Source organism: Kitasatospora purpeofusca, assembly GCF_000718025.1.
GTDB classification, from domain to species: domain Bacteria; phylum Actinomycetota; class Actinomycetes; order Streptomycetales; family Streptomycetaceae; genus Kitasatospora; species Kitasatospora purpeofusca.
Map to the genome: position 1 here is coordinate 109966 of NZ_JODS01000011.1, position 15469 is coordinate 125434.

At 70.9% G+C, this 15469-nt stretch carries 11 protein-coding genes and 1 pseudogene; 2 read left to right on the forward strand and 10 right to left on the reverse strand.

Features of this window, described 5'->3' with window-relative positions:
• Window positions 1-149: 149 nt before the first annotated feature.
• The 6 genes from yjfF to IF01_RS0117815 form a co-directional block, all read right to left on the reverse strand.
• Window positions 150-1121: a galactofuranose ABC transporter, permease protein YjfF gene (gene yjfF, locus IF01_RS0117790; RefSeq protein WP_063764234.1), complete on the reverse strand. Its 972-nt coding sequence runs from the start codon at window positions 1119-1121 to the stop codon at window positions 150-152.
• On the reverse strand, window positions 1118-2200 hold the full coding sequence (locus IF01_RS0117795; RefSeq protein WP_030394415.1) for an ABC transporter permease: 1083 nt from the start codon (window positions 2198-2200) through the stop codon (window positions 1118-1120). Before IF01_RS0117795 ends, yjfF begins: the two co-directional genes overlap by 4 nt.
• A complete protein-coding gene (locus IF01_RS0117800) occupies window positions 2197-3720 on the reverse strand; it encodes a sugar ABC transporter ATP-binding protein (protein WP_030394416.1) in 1524 nt (507 codons plus the stop codon). The genes IF01_RS0117795 and IF01_RS0117800 overlap by 4 nt, the downstream gene beginning before the upstream one ends.
• Before the next feature lie 77 nt (window positions 3721-3797).
• Complete coding sequence (locus tag IF01_RS0117805; RefSeq protein WP_030394417.1) at window positions 3798-4781, reverse strand: ABC transporter substrate-binding protein; 984 nt, start codon at window positions 4779-4781, stop codon at window positions 3798-3800.
• Window positions 4782-5305: 524 nt separating this feature from the next.
• Complete coding sequence (locus tag IF01_RS0117810) at window positions 5306-6295, reverse strand: LacI family DNA-binding transcriptional regulator (RefSeq protein ID WP_051742850.1); 990 nt, start codon at window positions 6293-6295, stop codon at window positions 5306-5308.
• 489 nt (window positions 6296-6784) lie between these two features.
• Window positions 6785-8341: an alpha-L-arabinofuranosidase B gene (locus IF01_RS0117815; RefSeq protein ID WP_030394419.1), complete on the reverse strand. Its 1557-nt coding sequence runs from the start codon at window positions 8339-8341 to the stop codon at window positions 6785-6787.
• A gap of 370 nt (window positions 8342-8711) precedes the next feature.
• On the opposite strand from IF01_RS0117815, the pseudogene IF01_RS49295 reads away from it, so the two are divergent.
• A pseudogene (locus IF01_RS49295) lies at window positions 8712-9257 on the forward strand (RICIN domain-containing protein); the annotation flags it as partial.
• Between the two features lie 68 nt (window positions 9258-9325).
• Window positions 9326-9685: an RICIN domain-containing protein gene (locus tag IF01_RS43995; RefSeq protein ID WP_078880055.1), complete on the forward strand. Its 360-nt coding sequence runs from the start codon at window positions 9326-9328 to the stop codon at window positions 9683-9685.
• A gap of 83 nt (window positions 9686-9768) precedes the next feature.
• Here the strand turns inward: IF01_RS43995 and IF01_RS0117830 are convergent, their stop codons facing one another.
• From IF01_RS0117830 to IF01_RS0117845, 4 genes are all read right to left on the reverse strand, one after another.
• Complete coding sequence (locus tag IF01_RS0117830; protein WP_037780116.1) at window positions 9769-11229, reverse strand: glycoside hydrolase family 10 protein; 1461 nt, start codon at window positions 11227-11229, stop codon at window positions 9769-9771.
• Between the two features lie 120 nt (window positions 11230-11349).
• The gene (locus tag IF01_RS0117835; protein ID WP_051755575.1) at window positions 11350-13722 is read right to left on the reverse strand and encodes a beta-xylosidase/alpha-l-arabinosidase; all 2373 of its coding nucleotides are present in this window, start codon (window positions 13720-13722) and stop codon (window positions 11350-11352) included.
• The gene (locus IF01_RS0117840) at window positions 13719-14537 is read right to left on the reverse strand and encodes a carbohydrate ABC transporter permease (protein WP_030394424.1); all 819 of its coding nucleotides are present in this window, start codon (window positions 14535-14537) and stop codon (window positions 13719-13721) included. The genes IF01_RS0117835 and IF01_RS0117840 overlap by 4 nt, the downstream gene beginning before the upstream one ends.
• The gene (locus tag IF01_RS0117845) at window positions 14537-15454 is read right to left on the reverse strand and encodes a carbohydrate ABC transporter permease (protein WP_051755578.1); all 918 of its coding nucleotides are present in this window, start codon (window positions 15452-15454) and stop codon (window positions 14537-14539) included. Before IF01_RS0117845 ends, IF01_RS0117840 begins: the two co-directional genes overlap by 1 nt.
• Window positions 15455-15469: the final 15 nt, after the last annotated feature.

Here is a 15469-nt window from a genome sequence, read left to right on the forward strand (position 1 = left end):
TCGCCCGGCGAAGCGGGGGGCCGGTGGACCCGGCGGGGACCATCGGGCGGTGTCGCCGGCGCCCACCGACCGCTCGTCAGGACTCCCGGCACGGCCGGGGCAGGCCGTGCCGGGTCGGTCGGGCAGATGTGACGCGTCGGAGCGCCGGGTCAGCGACGGCGGACGGTGATCAGGCGCTGCAGGACGATGAAGACGAACAGCAGCCCGCCGATCACGATCCTGGTCCACCAGGAGCTGAGGGTGCCCTGGAAGCTGATCACGGTCTGGATCAGGCCCAGCACCAGCACGCCCAGCACGGTGCCCAGCAGGTAGCCGGAGCCACCGGTGAGCAGGGTTCCGCCGATCACCACGGCGGCGATCGCGTCCAGTTCCAGCCCGACCGCGTGCAGGCCGTAGCCGGAGAGCATGTAGAAGGTGAGCAGCACACCGCCGAGCGCCGAGCAGAAGCCGCTGATGGCGTACACGGTGGTCCTGGTCCGTCCCACCCGCAGGCCCATCAGCAGGGCGGAGTGCTCGCTGCCGCCGATCGCGTAGACGTTGCGCCCGAGCCGGGTGTAGTGCAGTACGACGAATCCGGCCGCCACCACCAGGAGCGCGATCACCACGCTCGGCGAGACGAACAGGTCGCCGAGCGGGATCCGGGTCTGCGCCATCGCGGTGTACGACGGGTCCGTGATGGAGATCGACTCGATGCTGATCGTGTAGCACAGGCCCCGAGCCAGGAACATGCCCGCCAGCGTCACGATGAACGGCTGGATCTCGAAGGTGTGGATCACCCATCCCATCACCCAGCCGGCGGCCGTGCCCATCAGCAGCACCAGCGGGATGACCAGCAGCGGCGGCCAGCCGTGCCGCTCCACCAGCCAGGCCGAGACCATGGTGGACAGGGCCACCACCGCGCCGACCGACAGGTCGATGCCGCCGGTCAGCACGACGAAGGTCATCCCGACCGCGACCACGAGCAGGAAGGCGTTGTCGATCAGCAGGTTGAGCAGCACCTGCCCGGAGAAGAAGCCGTCGTACTGCGCCGAGCCGACGGTGAACATCGACACCAGCAGGACGGAGGTGACCAGCAGCGGGATCTGTCCGCGCACTCGGGTCACCAGGGCGTTGGCGTTCACGCGCCGACCTCCCGGTTCGTGGTGGTGGCAGGACGCGGCCGGTCGACGCTCCGGCGCCCGGCGCCGCGCCGGGCGACCTCGGCACGGAAGTTGGGCGACTGGATCAGACAGACCGTGATCACCACGAAGGCCTTGAAGACCAGCGTGGTCTCCGGCGGGATGCCGATGGTGTAGACCGTGGTGGAGAGGGTCTGGATGATCAGCGCGCCGAGGACCGTGCCGCCGATCGAGAAGCGGCCGCCGTTGAGCGACGTCCCGCCGATCACCACCGCGAGGATGGCGTCGAGTTCGATCCACAGGCCGGCGTTGTTGCCGTCCGCCGCCGAGACGTTGGAGGAGACCATCAGTCCGGCGACCGCCGCGCAGAGTGCGCTGAACACGTAGACCAGACCGACCAGGCGCATCGCCCGGATACCGACCAGCCGACTGGCCACCGGATTGCCTCCGACCGACTCCAGCAGCAGGCCGAGCGCGGTGGAACGGGTGAGCAGGGCGGTGAGCAGGGCGACCAGCCCGCTGAGCAGGATCGCGAACGGCATCGCCAGCCAGTAGCCGCCGCCGATGAGCTTGTACGGCTCGCTGGTGACGGTGATGATCTGGCCGTCGGTGATCAGCTGGGCGACGCCGCGGCCGGCGACCATCAGGATCAGGGTGGCGATGATCGGCTGTACTCCGAGCCGGGCCACCAGCACCCCGTTCGCGACGCCCAGCAGCACCGCCGTACCGAGCGCGATGCCGATCGCGCCGAACACCGTGCCGGGACTCGCGGGGTCGGCGGCCTCGCTGATGTGCAGACAGGCCAGCGCGCCGGCGATGGCGACGGTGGAGCCGACCGAGAGGTCGATGCCGCCGGTGGCGATCACCAGGGTCATGCCGAGCGACACCAGGATCAGCGGAGCGCCGAAGTGCAGGATGTCGACCGTACTGCCGTACAGGTGGCCGTCCTTGATGTGGACGGCGAAGAAGTCCGAGGTGAAGGCGAGGTTGGCGAGCAGCAGCACGGCCAGCACCACAGCCGGCCAGAACAGCCGGTACCGGGTCAACGCCTTGGCCCTCGCGGTGGTCGACGCCGTGGTCATTGTTCCGCTCCACTCGCGATGGTGGCCAGGACGCGCTCCGGGGTGAGCGCGTCGTCGTTGCGCAGTTGAGCGACCATCCGGCGGTCGCGCAGCACACCGACGCGGTGGCTGAGCCGCAGCACCTCCTCCAGTTCGGCGGAGATGAACAGCACCGCCATGCCCTTCTCGGCGAGGTCCGCGACCAGCTTCTGGATCTCGGCCTTGGCGCCGATGTCGATGCCGCGGGTGGGCTCGTCCAGGATCAGCAGCTTGGGGTCGGTGATCAGCCAGCGGGCCAGCAGCACCTTCTGCTGGTTCCCACCGCTGAGGTTGCGGACCAGCGCCTCCGGGTCGCCCGGGCGGATGTCCAGGGCCCGGATCCAGCGCAGCGCCAGCTTGTCCTGCGTGGTGCGCGAGAGCGGACGGGCCCAGCCGCGGGCCGCCTGCAGCGCCAGCACGATGTTCTCCCGGACGGTCAGCTCGCCGACCAGGCCCTCGGTCTTGCGGTTCTCCGAGCAGAACGCGATGCCGTGGCCGATCGCGTCGCGCGGGCTGCGCAGGTCCGTCTCGGCGTCGTCGATCCGCACCGTGCCGCGGTCCTTGTGGTCGGCGCCGAACAGCAGCCGGGCGGCCTCGGTCCGGCCGGATCCCAACAGGCCTGCCAGGCCGACCACTTCACCGGGCCGGATGGCGAGGTCGTACGGTTCGACGGCGCCCTTGCGGGCCAGGCCCTGGGCTCGCAGGAAGGCCCGGTCGCCGGTCGGGGCGGAGCGCTCGCGCCGCTTGCCGCCGGCGAGTTGGTCGAGTCCGGCGAGTTCGGCACCGATCATCCGGGAGACCAGTTCGACCTGGTTGAGCTCGCTGGTGAGGTACTCGCCCTCGAGCCGGCCGTTGCGCAGCACGGTCATCCGGTCGCAGATCTCGTAGATCTGGTCGAGGAAGTGCGAGACGAACAGGACGGCGACCCCCTGGTCGCGCAACCGCCGCATCACGGTGAAGAGCCGGCTCACCTCTTCGCGGTCCAGGCTGGAGGTCGGCTCGTCCAGGATCAGTACCCTGGCCGAGGCGTCCACCGCGCGGACGATGGCGACCAGTTGCTGGATCGCGATGGAGTAGTTGTCCAGCGGCGCGGTGACGTCGATGTCCAGCTCCATCGTCCGGACCAGTTCGGCGGCCCTGCGGCGCATTTCGGCCCAGTCGATCAGGCCGAGACGGCGCGGTTCGCGACCGATGAAGATGTTCTCCGCGACCGAGAGGTTCGGGCAGAGGTTCACCTCCTGGTAGACGGTGCTGATGCCCGCCTGCTGGGCCTGCAGCGGACCGGCGAACCGCACCCGCTGCCCGGCCAGCACCACCTCGCCGCCGTCCGCCGGGTACACTCCGGTCAGCACCTTGATCAGCGTGGACTTGCCGGCGCCGTTCTCCCCCATCAGGGCGTGCACCTCGCCGGGGAAGAGCCGGAAGTCGACCCCGTCCAGCGCCACCACCCCGGGGAACTCCTTGCGGATCCCCCGCACTTCCAGGACCGGTTGCTGACGCACCCCGGTTCTCCTCTCTTGTGCGACCCGGCCCGCCCGGGGAGCGATCCGCCGATCACTCCCCGGGCGGGCGGGCCCGATCAGTACTGGCGGGTCGGCAGTGCGGCAGCGGCCTGGTCCTGGGTGAAGACACCCTCTTCCGTCTTGATCCGCTTCGGGACCTGCTCGCCGGCCTTGACCTTCTTCACCAGGTCCATCAGCTGGTCGCCGAGGAGCGGGTTGCACTCCACATCGACGTTGATCTTGCCCTGGCTCATCGCGGTGAAGGCGTCCTTGACCCCGTCCACCGAGATGATCCTGATGTCGCTGCCCGGCTTCTTGCCGGCCTCCTCGATCGCCTGGATCGCCCCGAGCGCCATGTCGTCGTTGTGCGCGTACAGCACGTCGATCTTCGGCTGGGCCTTCAGGAAGGCCTGCATGACCTCCTTGCCCTTCGCCCGGGTGAAGTCACCGGTCTGCGAGGCCACGACCTTGAACTTCGCCTCGGCCTTGATGACGTCACCGAAGCCCGCCTTTCGGTCGTTGGCGGGCGCCGAACCCGTGGTGCCCTGCAGCTCGACGATGTTCACCTCGTCGGACTTGCCCTGGTACTCCTTCACCAGCCAGTCGCCGGCCTTCTTGCCCTCCTCGACGAAGTCCGAGCCGAGGAAGGAGACATAGAGCGAGTCGTCCTTGGAGTCCACCGCCCGGTCGGTGAGGATCACCGGGATCCTGGCGTCCTTCGCCTCCTTCAGCACGGTGTCCCAGCCCGACTCCACCACCGGCGAGAAGGCGATGACATCCACCTTCTGCTGGATGAACGAGCGGATCGCCTTGATCTGGTTCTCCTGCTTCTGCTGCGCGTCGGAGAACTTGAGCTCGATACCCGCCTTCTTCGCGGACTCCTGGACCGACTTGGTGTTCGCGGTACGCCAGCCGCTCTCCGCGCCGACCTGCGAGAAGCCCACGACCAGCTTGTGACCGGCACCCTTGTCGGCCGAGCCTCCGCCACCGCCGGAACCGCACGCGGTGAGAACGGTGACCATCGCACCGGCGACCAGGGCCGCCGCAGCTCTCTTGGGCATGGTGGGACTTCCTCTCGGGATCGTCGATCGCGCGAACGGCACCGGTCCAGATGAACGGGAGGTATCGGTGCCGTTTCGCTCGAAACAGATTGTTAACGCTCACAATCGCAACCGGCAAGGCTCTCGCGCCCCGTTACCCAATCTTGACCGCGCCATCCGCGACGGCCCGAGCTCCCGTCAACTCGCCGACGGACACGGGAGTTGATCACTCGGCGGAGACACCTCCCGACCTCCGCGACCGGACCGACCGCGCCACTGCGCACCCTCGGCGGGGCGTGGCAGGGCCCGCATCCGCGCCCGACCGGCCCCGACCTTCGGACGCGGAGCACCCGCTGCCCGCACGGATTCCCCGGCGCCCGCAGGATCCACCGCGCCCCACCGAGGGACGGCCTCTTCGCGGACCTCGACCGGCGGAGCGGCGGACACCCCAACCGCTCGTCGACACCCGGGCGTCGACGAGCGGGCGGGTGGGCGGCATCAGTCGCCGCAGGCGGGGCCGCCCCGACGGCGACGGGCGGGTGGGGTCAGTCGCGGTGGGCGGGGCCGGCGCTGCGGCGCAGGACCGTCTCCGGGGAGATCCGCACCGGGTCGCGGCCGTGGCCGACGCCGTCGAGCTCCTTGAGGAGCAGTTCGAGGGCGCGGCGCCCGAGTTCGCCGAAGTCCTGGCGGACAGTGGTGAGGGGCGGGGTGAAGTACGCGGCCTCGGGGATGTCGTCGAAGCCGATCACGCTGATCTCTCCCGGGACCGCCCGGCCCGCCTCGTACAGGGCGCGGAGCAGCCCCAGGGCCATGTGGTCATTGGCGCAGAAGACGGCTGTGACCTCGGGGTCGTGCGCGATCCGGCGGCCCGCCTCGTACCCGGAGCGGGAGCTCCAGTCCCCCGTCCCGGCCCGCGGCACGCGGGCGCCGGCGGCCTCCAGGGTCCGCCGCCAGCCGTCCTGGCGGTCGCGGCTCTCCATCCAGCCGGTGGCGCCGGCGAGGTGGTGCACGGTGCGGTGGCCGAGGTCGAGCAGGTAGCGGGTGGCGGCCTCGGCCCCGGCCCGGTTGTCGAACGACACCATCGGCACCCGGGAGCGGCCGCCGGAACCGACCGCGACCACCGGAACCGGGCTGGACAGCTTCGCGAGGGCGCCAACCGCGGAGACCTGCGGCGCGATCACCACGACGCCCTCCACGCCCTGGTCGCGCAGCCGGTCCACGGCCTCCTGCACGGAGCGGCTGTCCAGGGAGCGCAGGCTGGCGACGCTGACGAAGTAGTCGGCGGTGCGGGCGGCGCGCTCGATGCCGTCGAGCATCGACGCGGGCCCGTAGAGCGTGGAGTCGAAGGTGACCACACCGAGGGTCTGCGAGCGGCGGGTGACCAGGGCACGGGCCGCCGAGTTGGGCCGGTAGTCGAGTTCGCGGATCGCGGCGAGCACCCTCTCGCGGGTGCCGGGCCGTACGTGCGGAGCGCCGTTGAGCACCCGGGACACCGTCTGGTGGGAGACGCCGGCCAGCTTCGCGACGTCCGCCATCACCGGCTGTCGCACCTCCGTACCGACCGCTTCGGCTCCCACGTACTGCCCCCTCCGGTGCCACGGTCCGCCCGTCCGCCTCATGGCGGTGCAGCGGCGCCACTGTCTCATGCCTATAATGCGCAACACATAGGTTAGCGTTAACAGAAAAGGGCGAGGTCAGGGCCTCGCTCCAGCCTCGGGACGCCGGCCGGGGGCAGGCTGGGGGCAGGCCGGGGCACCTCTCCTCGACGTGGGCGGCGCACGCCCCGGATGACGTGCCGACCCGTCGGAGCGGAACTCCCGGAGGCGGCCGGGGAGGGACGACCCGCAGCCGAAGGCCCTCCGGTGCTTCGCGGGTGACGTGCGCGTCGCGAACACGCCGATGGGTCGGGGGAAGTACCGCTCCTCCCCCGCCGGCGAAAGCCCCGACGCCGAAGCATCACAGGCGGGAACGGCGAACGGGGCGGACCCACGACCGGGTCCGCCCCATCCGCCGAACCGGTCGGCTCAGCCCCAGGGCCGGGCGACCGTCCAACTCGTGTCGGCAGCCCAACTGGTCGTGCTGTCCCAGCTGTTGGAGCCGCCGTTGGCGGCCACGTAGGCCGTGTAGTTGTAGTGCCGGAGGAACTTCGACGGGAAGTTGACGGACCTGAAGGACGTGCCGGTCCCACTGTTGCCCTGAGTGGGGCAGAAGGTGGCGTCCTGGGCGAAGTCGCCGCCACCGTTGTCGGTGTTGAGGTAGAGCTGGTAGTCGAAATGGCGCAGGAACCGGCCGGGGCTGTTGGCGGACTCGAATGACACGCAGGAGCTGTTGGCCAGGCCGGCGCGCACGATCCAGGTGGCGTCGGCCTTGTCGAGTCCCGAGCTGGCGGAGTTTGTGGCGGAGATGACGACCTTGCTGTCCGCGTCGTCGTGACGGAGGTAGTGGGAGGTGCAGCAGGGTGCGGTGGTGGCCTGGAGGGAGATCCGGGATCCGGGCGTCAGCGTGCCGATGCCGGTCGAGCCGCTGGTGTAGCCGGCGGCGGTGATGTTGGCCTGCACGGCGTTCTCGGTGGCGTCCGAGGGGTAGCCCGAGGTCATGACGCCCTCGTAGAAGGTGCCTTGGGCCCACTTGCTGTTGTCGCCGCCGATGCCGAGGATGATCGCGCCCTGCTTCTTCATCGGGTTGTAGCCGCCGGCGGTGGGGCGTATGCCGTTGTAGAAGGTCGACAGGCTGCCCGCCTGGGCGTCGCCGCCGCGCAGGGCCCACTGGTTCGGCCCGCCCTTGAGCATGGCGGTCAGGAAGCGGTTGCTGACGCTCGGGTCATTGGCGTTGAAGCCGCGGTTCACCCCGGAGAACAGGCCGTTCTCCAGGTCGGCCATGACCCACGGGCCGTTTCCGCTGCCCCAGCCCCAGGCCTTGCTGTTGCCGAAGTAGAGGGCCTCCATGGTGCCGTTGCCGTCGTCGTTGTTGCTCGTCTCGGCATTGCCGTAGTCGAAGCAGCAGCCGCTGTTGAAGTGCGTGCCGTCGAAGATCGCGTACATGCCCTCCGGCTGGTCGCCGGTCGCGATGCCGTTGGTGTGGTTGTTCCGGTAGCCGGTCCCGGGGGCCACGTAGACGCCGTAGGCCTTGTGCCCGCCGACGGTGACCGGCGCCTGGAAGGCGTTGGCGAGGTTGTCCGGCCCGCCGGCCGCCCCGCCGCCGGGTGCCTGGGTGAGGTGGTTGCCCTTGCCGGACTGGTCGTAGACGACCGTGATGACGCAGGTGGTGCCGGCGCAGAAGGAGTCCTGGGCGGCGGCGTCGGCGTACCCGCCCGCGCTCAGCACCCCGATGTCCCTCGTCGCACCGTCGGTACCGCGCCTGACCTGGTAGAGCGCTCCGCTGTACGAGCCGTACAGCGCCCGGGTGCTGCTGTGCGCCGCCACGCAGGGCGTGTTGCCGGCGGCGTAGATGTCGCACGGGCCCTGGGTGGCCGCCTGCGAGGTGGTGGCGCTGCCGGTCAGGACGCCGGCGGTGAGGGCGGCCGTCAGAGCGGCCCCGAGAACGGCCTTCCGGGCGCGGCGGATCACTTGGCGATACGTCATGGAGGCTCCCTTGCACGGGTGGAGGAAGGGGAGTTTTGTTAGCGCTAACAATCTGCGGCTGCAAGATCGGCGCGCCGGGACCCTCGCGGAGATGAGTGGACCCCGTCAAACGACTCACCACTATCACCACCCGTGGAGACGGCGTCAAGGCGTCCGACACGGCCAACAAAGCCGCGTCTTCGCACCTCTGGACGGGATCTGGCGGCCGGAGCTATAAACGTGACACCTGCCGAAAGGTCTGATGCCGCGCTCCTCGCGCCCCCGGCAGCCCGTTGACCGAACCTCCGTCACTCGCCGGCCCAGCGCCGTCCGATCCAATTCTTGTTAGCGCTAACGGACCCGTGTCGGCCTCCTCCCCCCACCCGGAAGGACCCTCGATCCGGCGTCGATCACCCGCACCGGCACCACGGGTCTGGCCCTCTCCGCGACCGCCAACGGTTCGACCGTCGCCCTCGGGCCGTTCCACGACGCGCAGGGCTTCAACTACTCCGTCTACTGGAACACCAGAAGGACCAGCGGGTTCCGCCTGCTCAACGCGGGCAGCGGGCTCGTGCTCGGCGTCCAGAACATGTCCACCGCAGACGGTCGGCCGGCCCTCCAGTGGAACGACAGCGGCACCGCCGACCACGACTGGGAGCTCGTCGTCGACGGCACCGCGCTGCGGCTGCGCAACGTCAACAGCGGCAAGGTCCTGGGCGTGCGGGACATGTCCACCGCCGACGACGCCCCGGTGCTCCAGTGGTCGGACAACGGCACCGCCGACCACCGGTGGACCGTCGTCGGGGCGGCCGACGGCTCCCACGGCCTGCGGAACGCCAACAGCGGCCGCATGCTCGGCATCGCCGGGGCCTCCACCGCCCAGGGCGCCTTCGCCGTGCAGGTCCCGGACACCGGCTCGGCGACCAGCCGGTGGCGGTTCTCGTCCCGACCGGCACCCGGCGCATCCAGAACGTGGGCAGCGGACTTCTGCTCGGCGTGTCGGCGATGTCGACCGCCGACGGCGCCCGGGTGCTCCAGTGGGGCGACAACGGCACCGCCGATCACCTCTGGACCGCGGTGGTCGACTCCGGGGGCAGGCTGCTGCTGAGGAACTCCAACAGCGGCAAGGTGCTCGCGGTGGAGGGCGGCGCCCCGGCCAACGGCTCCAGGATCGTCCAATGGAGCGACAACGGGGCCGAGGACCACCGCTGGCACCTGCGACACGGCGGCGGCGACACCTTCCGCATCCAGTCCGCCGTCGGCGGCCGCATGCTCGGCATCGCCGGTGCGTCCACCTCCCAGGGGGCCGAGGCCGTCCTGTGGGACGACAACGGCACCTCCGACCACCTCTGGCGGTTCCTCTGACCGAGGGCACTCCAGCGCCCCGTCGCTCCGTGCGGCGGGGCGCAGGAGTGCGCGCGTGGGGGCGCGTGCGGGCCACCGTCAGGTCAGGCCGCGCCGCAGACGACCCCGTTGAGGCTGAACTGGCCGGCCGGTCCGGCGTTGCCGGTGTGGGTGGCCTGGAAGCCGAAGGAGACCGAGCCGCCGGGGGCGATGGTGCCGTTGTAGCCGAGGTTGCGAGCGGTGAGCCGGCCGGCGGCGGGGCCGACCGTCGCGTTCCAGGCCCCGGTGACGGTCTGCCCACCGGGCAGGGCGAAGGACAGGGCCCAGCCGTCGACGGTGCTGGAGCCGGTGTTGGTGACCGTCAGGTTCTCGGTCAGGCCGGTGTTCCAGGTGTTGAGCTCGGCGGTCACCTTGCAGGCAGCCCCGTCGGTCGGCTTCGGAGTGGGGGTGGAGGTGGGGGTCGAAGTGGTGGTCGGGGTCGGGCTCGGCGAGGGGTTCGAGGTGGAGCCGCCGAGGGCGTCGACCGAGGCGTAGTAGGCGGGCTTCGGCCGGTAGTTGTTGTCGTACATGGTGCCGGCGCCCTCGCCGGGGAAGGTGCCGGGGATCCACGAATCGGCGTCGCCGACGTCCCACTGGCTGAGGCCGACGCAGCCCTTGACGGCCAGGCAGGTGGTGACCACGTTCGCGTAGTCGCGCCCCTGCTGGGCCAGCTCGGCGCTGTCCGGCGGCAGTTGCATGCGGTCGTCGAGCTCGGTGACGGCCACCTCCAGGCCGAGCGCGGTGAACCGCTCCAGGTTCGCCTTCAGGCTCGACGGGACCTGGCCGACGACGAAGTGGGCCTGGAAGCCCACCCCGTCCAGCGGCACGCCCTGGCTCTTCAGCGACTTCGCCAGGTTGTACATGGCGTCGCTCTTCGCGTTCAGGCCCTCGATGTTGTAGTCGTTCAGGTAGAGCTTGGCACCCGGATCGGCGGCCCGGGCGGTGCGCAGCGCGTCGGCGACGTAGCCGGTGCCCATCGCACGGTAGAAGGCGTCCTCGCGGAAGGTGCCGTTCTCGTTGAAGAGCTCGTTCACCACGTCCCAGGCGTAGAGCTTGCCCTTGTAGTGGGTGGCCGTGGTGGTGATGTGGTTGCGCATCGCGGTCTGCACCTGGCTCGCCGGCAGCTTGTCGACCCAGGAAGGCAGTTGGTTGTGCCAGACCAGGGTGTGGCCGCGCAGCTTCATCGAGTGGGCCTGGCCGAAGGCGACGATCCGGTCGCCGGGGCCGAAGTCGAAGCTGCCCGGCGAGGGCTCGACGCTGGCCCACTTCATCTCGTTGGTCGGGGTGAGCATGCCGAACTGGGTGCCCGCGACGGTGGTCAGGGCGGTGTTGTTGAGGTCGCCCTGACCGATCGCGGTGCCGAAGTAGATGCCCTTCGCCTCGGCGAGGCTGCGAAGACTGCCTGCCGCCGCGCCGGCCTGGTCGGCGGGGAGCAGGCCGGCCGCGGCGACCGCGGCGGCGGTGACGGAGACGGCCAGGGCGCCGAGGGCTCGGTGGGAGCGCCTCGGGCGGGGGGTGCGGAACATGCGGACAGGCACCAGCGTGGTCCCTTCTCTTCTCGGGTGGGGAAGGAGCTGGGCGTGCGGTGGAGCTGGGGGGATCGGCGGCCCGTCAATACTCGGGACCGACGAAGCCGTGGGGGCCCCTCAGGCCGAGCGGAACTCCGCGTGCAGGCGGCGGGTGTGGTCCAGGACCCGGACCGGTCCGTCCAGGCGGACCGCGGCGGTCAACCGGACGTCGGTGCTGGAGGCCGCGATCCGCAGCTCCAGCTCTCCCGGCTCCACGACGCGTCGGCCGTCGCGCCCGGTGAAGGAGGCGAGATCGGCGGGGACGGCGATCCGGACCCGGACCCCCGCTCCCGGATCGAGGTCGATCCGCCGGTAGCCGACCAGCCGCTGCACCGGCTGGACCACGCCGGCGACGGGGTCGTGCAGGTAGAGCTGGACGGTTTCGCTGCCGCTCCGGTCCCCGGTGTTGCGCAGGGTGAAGGACAGCTCGAAGGTCCCGTCCGTCGCGGCGACGGCCCGTTCCACCTCCAGGTCGGTCCAGCTGAAGGTGGTGTAGCCGATACCGTGCCCGAAGCCGAACGCGGGCGTGGGATCGGTGCTGGAGACCTCGCTGGCTCCCGCCAGGCGGGCGGCCAGGTAGGTCGAGGACTGGACACCGGGCCGGGCCGGAATGCCGACGGGCAGTCGGCCCGAGGGGTTGATCCGGCCGCTGAGCACGCCGGCGACCGCCTCGGTGCCGGCCTCGCCCGGGAAGAATGCCTGGACGACGGCCGCCGCCTCGGTCACGGCCCGGCCCAGGGCGTAGGGCCGGCCGGCCAGCAGTACCGGTACGACCGGCGTGCCGGTGTCCAGCAGGGCGTCCAGCAACTGCTGCTGGACGCCGGGAAGTTCCAGGGACTCCACGTCGCAGCCCTCGCCGCTGGTGCCGCGCCCGAACAGTCCGGCCCGGTCGCCGAGGGCGACGATCACCACATCGGCCCACCGGGCCGCCTCGACGGCTTCGGTGAAGCCGGACGTGTCGGGGCTGTCGATGCCGGACCCCGGGACGGTGCGGATCCCGCTGCCGGGGAACTCGGCCGCCAGCGCCTCTGCGAGCGTGGGCAGCTCGATGCCGGCCGGGACATCGGGGTGCTGGCCGCCGACGTGCACGGGGAAGGAGTAGCAGCCGAGCACCGCGGTCGGGGCCTCGGCGTTGGGGCCGATCAGCGCGATCCGCCGTGGTGCTCGCAGCGGCAGGGTGCCGTCGTTGCTCAGCAGGACCACCGCCCGTTCGGCGATCTCCCGGGCCAGCGCGCGGTTCTCCGCCGGGTCGAGGTCGATCGCGCCGCGCAGCGCCTGCGGGTCGTCCAGCCGGAGCCCGGTGAGCGCGGCGGGGACGGCGTCCCAGTCCTCGTCCAGCAGGCCGAGTCGGGCCTTCTGGGCCAGGACGCGGCGCAGGGCCCGGTCGACCAGCGCCTCGGGGACCGTGCCGTCCTCGACGGCACGCAGCAGCGGTTCGCCGAAGGTCTTGACGGTGGGCAGTTCCACGTCGACGCCGCTGGCCAGGGCGAGCGCCGCGGCCCCGGCCCAGTCCCCGGCGACACCGTGCAGCACTTTGAGGAAGGCGATGCCGAAGTAGTCGGCGACCACCGTCCCGTCGAAGCCCCAGGTGTCCCGGAGCAGTCCGGTCAGCAGGGCTTCGTCGGCGGCCGACGGGATGCCGTCGGTGTCGGTGTAGGCGTGCATGACCGAGCGGGGGCGGCCTTCGCGCACGGCCATCTCGAACGGCGGCAGGATCACGTCGGCGCGTTCGCGGGGGCCCATGCCCACGGGGGCGAGGTTGCGTCCGGCGCGCGAGGCGGAGTAGCCGGCGAAGTGCTTGAGGGTGGCGACGACGCCCGCGGACTCCAGGCCCCGGACATACGCGGTGGCCACCGTGCCGACCAGGTAGGGGTCTTCGCCGATGGTCTCCTCGACCCGCCCCCAGCGAGCGTCGCGGACCACGTCGAGGACGGGGGCCAGGCCCTGGTGGACGCCGACGGAGCGCATGTCGCGGCCGATCGCGGCGGCCATCCGCCGGATCAGGTCGGGGTCGAAGGTGGCGCCCCAGGAGAGCGGCACCGGATAGGCGGTGGCGCCCCAGGCGGCGAAGCCGGCCAGGCACTCCTCGTGCGCGACGGCGGGTATCCCGAACCGGTTGGCGGCGGCGATGCGCTGCTGGCTGCGGGCGAGCGAGAGCGCGCCGAGCGCCGGGTCGACGGGAACGGTTCCGAAGGGGCGGGTCAACTGGCCCAGTCCGGACGGCAGCAGGTCGTCGAGGTCGGGCGGCGCATCCATGTCGTGCTGGTGCGGGGCGACCTCACCGCCCTCGTCGGAGGCACCGACCCAGATGCCGACGAGCTGGGCCAGCTTCTCCCGCGGCGTCATCTCGGCGATCAGGGCGTCCGCGCGCTCCTCGGGACCGAGCGCGCGGTCGCGCCATCGGCCGGTCCGGTCGGCGGACGGGGTGGCGAGGTTCGTGTGGCCGGTCATTTTCCTCCGACGCCCATCAGGCCCTGGATCAGGGCCCGCCGGGCGAACAGGTAGACGATGAAGATCGGGAGCATCGACAGCACCACGGCGCTGAGCAGGCCGGGCACGTCGACGCCGTGCTCGGTCTGGAAGTCGTACAGGCCGAGTGTGATGACCTTGGTGCTGTCCGACTGGGTGAGGATCAGCGGGAACAGGAAGCCGTTCCACGCCTGCAGAGCGGCGAAGACCACGACGGACGACAGGCCGCCCCTGGACAGCGGCACCACCAGCTGCCAGAACACCCGCCAGGGGGTCGCGCCGTCCATGGCCATGGCCTCGTAGAGCTCGTTGGTGATGTCGCGCATGGCACCCGTGAGGACCAGCGTGCACACCGGCAGGCAGAACGCAGCGGTGGGCAGGATGACGCCGAGCAGGTTGTCGTACAGGCCGGCCTTGCTGATGACGTAGAACATCGGCACGATCACGGCCTGCGCCGGGATCGCCAGACCCAGCAGGAAGATCCGGAAGACCGTGCCGATGGTCCTGCCCCGGGCCCGCACGATCGCGTAGGCGAGCGGGGGCACGACCAGCAGCACGATCGCCACCACGCACAGGGTGACCAGGAGCGTGTTGAGGAAGTCCTGGCCGAAGCCGTTGGAGAAGTCGTCGACGTAGTTCTGCAGGGTCAGCTCGGAGGGGAAGGTGAGCGGCCCCTTCGAGGAGTAGTCGGCGCGGGTCCGGAACGTCGAGATCAGCAGGACGTACAGGGGGAAGCCGACCAGGACGAGCCAGAGCGACGAACCGAGTCCGGCGAGGAGGTTGGGGCGCCGTCGCATCACAGTCCCTCCGAGGTGCTGCGCATCCTGTCGTAGCCGGACAGCCGCACGACCGCGAGCGAGACCAGGGTGGCGACCATCACGAGGACCAGGGCGATCGCCGAGCCCTCGCCGAAGTCGAAGCTCTTGAACGCCCGCCGGTACATGTAGAAGGCGCTGTTGGTGGTGTCGGTGCCCGGGCCGCCCTGGGTGAGGATCAGGACGGTGTCGAAGGTGGTGAGACCGCCGACCAGCATCAGGATCACCGAGGTGATCATGGTGTTGCGCAACTGCGGCAGGGTGATGTGGAGGAACTGCCGCACCTTGCCCGCGCCGTCGATCGCCGCCGCCTGGTACAGCACCCGCGGGATCGCCCGGGCCCCGCCCTGGTACAGCAGGGCGTGCATCGGCGTCCACTGCCACATGCCGACGAAGGTGAGCACCGCGAGGGCGCCGGCCTGACTGCCCATCAGGTTGCCGTCGCCGAAGAGCCACTCCATCTGCGAGGGCACCCCGAAGTTGGGGTCCAGGACGGCGCGCCAGACCACCGAGACCGCGGTCGCGGACAGCAGCAGCGGGATGAAGAAGATCGCGGACAGCACGGCGCGGTTGCGCTGGTGGCCGGCCGCCCACACCCCCAGCAGGATGCTCACCGGGGTCTGCACGACCGCCCCGGCCACGGTCAGTACCAGGGTCAGCCGGACGCTCTGCGTCATCACCGGGTCGTGCAGCAGCGAGGTCCAGTTGGCGAGGCCGTTGAACCGGGGGGCGTCGACCCCGTTCCAGCTGGTGAAGGAGAGTACCGCGACCAGTGCCAGCGGCACGATGGCGAACAGCAGGAAGAAGACGGTCGCGGGCACGGCCCAGGCCAGGCCCGGGCGGGTCACCCCGACACCGGTCCGGCCCTCCGCCCGGAGGCGGCCGACGGACCCGGACATGTGGGAGAGAGCACT